Origin of the sequence: Streptomyces sp. (assembly GCF_031181705.1) — a bacterium.
Classification (GTDB): Bacteria; Actinomycetota; Actinomycetes; order Streptomycetales; family Streptomycetaceae; genus Streptomyces.
This window is the reverse complement of sequence record NZ_JAPSKN010000065.1, coordinates 1-3,836: the sequence shown is the minus strand read 5'-3', so window position 1 is coordinate 3,836 and position 3,836 is coordinate 1. Positions and strand designations below refer to the sequence as shown.

3 protein-coding genes are annotated in these 3,836 nt (G+C 71.4%); all 3 read right to left on the bottom strand.

Features of this window, described 5'->3' with window-relative positions; translation table 11 throughout:
- On the bottom strand, positions 1–1,472 hold a 1,472-nt coding region (locus RIN80_RS14715; RefSeq protein WP_309096054.1), incomplete at its 3' end, for a DUF1996 domain-containing protein.
- A 252-nt stretch (positions 1,473–1,724) separates the two neighbouring features.
- Entirely contained in the window at positions 1,725–2,405 is a 681-nt protein-coding gene (locus tag RIN80_RS14710) for a lytic polysaccharide monooxygenase (protein WP_309096031.1), read from the bottom strand.
- A gap of 235 nt (positions 2,406–2,640) precedes the next feature.
- Positions 2,641–3,273, bottom strand: coding sequence for a GNAT family N-acetyltransferase (locus RIN80_RS14705; RefSeq protein WP_309096030.1), 633 nt, complete (start codon positions 3,271–3,273; stop codon positions 2,641–2,643).
- Positions 3,274–3,836: the final 563 nt, after the last annotated feature.

The following is a 3,836-nucleotide window of genomic DNA, read 5'->3' as shown; positions in this document are numbered from 1 at the left end:
GGCTCCTCACCCTGACCCGGCTCCTCCTGGCCCGGCTCCTCGCCCGCCCCGGCGCCGCAGGTGCGGCCGTCGTTGATGCAGTCGACCATCTTCTTCATCAGGCTCTCGTCGAAGACGTTGATGAAGTCGCCGTGGTCGGTCACCGGCTTGTGCAGCTGCTCCGGGAAGGAGTCGACCGCGAACAGGGGTGTCGTACGGCCTCCGTCCCGCAGGCTCGGCGCGTCGACGTCGTAGACGATGCGCTGCACGAGTTGCGGGATGGGACGGAAGCCGGACGGGCAGGCGCCGGCGGCGTCCGCGAACGCCACGTGGGTGCGGTGGTTGGCGCTGTCGATGTTGCGGCCGTCCCAGCAGCTCTGGAACTTGAAGGTGCGCACCACGTCACTGCCCTGCGGACACAGCGGGTACTTGTCCTTCAGCTGCCGGTCCTCGAAACCGGTGCAGCTCCAGGAGGCGTTGGCGTTGGCCGGGCCGTTCACGAACGCCTTGGCGTCGCCGGTGATGATGCGCAGCAGCCGCGGCATGGCGGTGACCTTGTCGCGCGGGTTGCCCACGAAGTCCAGCGTGACCTGCTTCGGCGTGACGATCTCGCCGGCGTTGCCCTCGATGCCACCGCCCGGCTTCTGGGCGTCCTGTTCCTGCGTGCCGTTCTGCAGGCGCAGCACCGGCCAGTAGTAGGAGGACTTGTCGCCCCGGTCGACGCAGCTGGTCTCGGCGTTCGCGAGGTCCTGGTCGCTGGCGAAGGCGTCGTTGGCCTGGTTGCCGACGTAGTCGTGGAAGTGGTGGGCGCCGTTGGTCACACCCGGAGCGACGATGACGTTGTCCGAGTTGAACAGGCCGTTCTCGTTGACGCCGCAACTGGTCGCGAACGAGCCGCGGGAGGCGTTGCCCTCCGGGCGGGGGGTGCTGACGTTCGGCTGGACGCTCTTGATGTCCACGAAGTCGGCGGCGACGGGGCCGTTGCCCGCCTGCCCGCCGTTCGCGCCCTGGCCCTGCTCCTGGTCGTTGCGCTCTCCCTCGCCCTGGTCCTGGCCGGGCTGTTCGCCACCGCCGTCCTGGCCCTCGGCGGGAGCCTGGTTGCCGGACTCCCGCAGGGTGCAGCCGGCGAGGGCGTCGAGCCCCTCGGGCCGGTCCCCCACGCGGTCGATGGCGATGGCGATCCGCTCCAGGGTCGCGGCCCGCTTGTCCTTCAACGGGTTCACGATCGCGCTGTCGGCGAAGCCGGAGTCCTGCTGGATCTGCTGGGCGGAGGCGGTCAGCCGCTGGTAGGCCTGGGCGATCTGCTCGTCCAGCAGGGCGAGTTCCTTGTCGACCTCCGCCCTGGCCTGTTCGGGGACCGAGGTCAGCTTGGTGCCGACGTCCGGGCAGTCGATCGTCGCGCCCCCGGCCGGAGCCCCCGTGCCGGAGCGCGTCCGGGCGTCCTCACCGTCCCAGCCGCCGTCCGTGGCCGAGGCGTAGACGTTCGCGGCCATCAGGCCGCCTCCGCCCAGGATCAGCGCGAACGCGGCGAAGGTCGCGCGTCGTTTGCCGGTAGGGCGTCTTCGCGAATTGCGTGCCAAGGGTGCTCTCCTGCGCTTGTGGCGTGCCGGGCATGAAAATCCCCTCGCCCCATACGTACGGGAGCACCGGTGTGTTCAGGTGTCTCGATACTTTTCGGAGAACTCTCATGGACCCGGCAAACACCCGGGCCCCGCCGGACGCACGCGCCGGCGGGGAGGCGCAGGTCAGCGGAAGTTCACGTCACTGCACAGGAAGTACGTCTGGTCCATGTGCGAGGCCTGCCAGATGGTGTACACGACGTGCCGGCCGCTCAGGCCCGACGTGCTCACCGGGATCGAGTAGTTCTGGCTCGGCGCGTACTTGCCCGTGCGGGCGACGAGTTGGAGGTCGTTCCAGGTCAGGGGCTGGGTGGTGGGGTCGAAGCCCTGCCGGGTGACGTACACCAGGATGTAGTCGGCGCCGTGACCGGCCTGATCCTGCAGCTTCACGGTGAAGTTGCCGGTGACGTCCGTGGTCTTCCAGGGTCCGACCGCGTCGAGCGAGTCGTACCGGCCGCCCTCGGTCCGGCCGCCGCTGCACAGCTGGCCGTTGGGGACCACGGCCTGGAAGTTGCCGCCGGAGCCGTTGCGGTAGAGGCCGTTCCAGTTCCACATGGCGTTGGGGTCGTCCTGCCACGCCTGCCAGCACATCGGGTCGAGCTGGGCCATCTGCGGGTTCTGGAAGTCACTCCCCCAGCGCTGCCAGCAGCCGTAGTTGCGGGAGGCGGGGTCGACGACGGAGCCGTGGGCGACGGCCGTGCCGCTCCACGGGAGCAGGCTGAGCAGCGCGGCGGCCAGGGCGCTCAGCGCGAGCTTCGGACGTGACCTCAGCCCGGGACCCTTAATGCCATGCCCATGACAATTCATGATCTCCTACTTCCGATGTGGGGGTTGCCGTACCTTCGGTGTGCTTCTCGTGGGGAGAGCGGGAGCGCGTGGGAGCGCTCCCGCACAGCACAGGCTGCGCCTGACGATCCGGAGCGGCAATGTGCGTTTGCGCCACATCGGCGCCCCCTGGCGCGTTCGACACGTTCGACGCGCTCGAGACGTTCGACGCGCTCGACGCGCTCGACGGTCGCAGCCGCCCAGGACGCGGGGTCCGTCAGAGCCGGTCGAGCCCCGTGGTGCCGCGTCCCAGGTACGTGGCCGAGCCGGGCTCGGGGACGTGGAGCTCGTGGAACCCCATGCGGTCGTAGAAGGCCCTGGCCCGCGTGTTGGCCGTGGCCATGGCGAGGTGCACGGCCGGTACGCCTCTGTCCTGGAGCGTCGCGAGGAACGTCCGCATCAGCCGGCGCCCGTGCCCGCGGCCCTGCCAGGCCGGCAGCAGGTCGATGTGGAGGTGCGCGGGGTAGGCCGCCAGTTCGGGCACCACCATCCGTTCCGGGTGGTGCAGCAGGTGGGCGATCTCCTCGTCGGGGGTGCGCGGCCGCCCGAGCGGCTCCGGATGGCGTTCGGCGACCAGGGGCAGCCAGGTGGTGCGGAAGTCCTCGGCGAAGCGCGCGGTGTCGGCGGTGCCGAGGATGTACCCGACGGCCTGACCCCGCCCGTCGTCCAGCACGAAGGCCAGCTCCGGCTCCAGGTGGACGTAGGGGGCCGCGAAGGTGGCCGGAAAGATTCCCGGGTCCGCGTAGTGGGGGCGGCTGTCCCCGCCGTTGTGCGCGGTGCGGACGCAGATGTCGTCCAGGGCCGGACGGTCCTCCGGGCGGTAGGGGCGGATGATCGAAGACGTGGTCATGGCGGCATCGTGCATGCTGTGGGAGCGCTCCCTCAACTCCTCGCTGCGGTGCGGCCCTTGCGCCGGACTCCGGCCATGACCACCTGCGCCGGCCGCGCAGGGCCGCGCTCTCCTGCCGGAGACCGGGGAGGTGACGCAGGCCGGGGCGGTGGCGGCCTGCGCCGTGCCGGGGGGGCAGGCGCTTCACCTCGGTCAGGCAGGACGGTCCGGTTCGGTGGTGCCCGCCGCCACAGGAGGCGGCGGCCCAGGCTGCCGCGCATCCCGCCGGTGAGCCGCCGGTGAGCCGCCGCTGCGCGAGGGGGCGCCGGCCGGATTCCGAGTCCCGCTGGCGGGTGTCTCCGGCAAGGAGTCGAACGCTCTGACGCGGGCGTCCTGGTTCGACCGCGCCCCGAAGCGGCTCGCCGCGGCACGGGCGGCGGCGGAGGCCGCGGCCGACGTGCCCGGAGGGAAACCTAGCCCGCCGGGATCGGCGAGCCCGCCACCCGGGCCCTGCACGGGGTCGGGCCGAAGGCCGTGCGGTGCCGTCGGAGGCCCTGCGGCGGCACGGACTGGACCTGCGGACC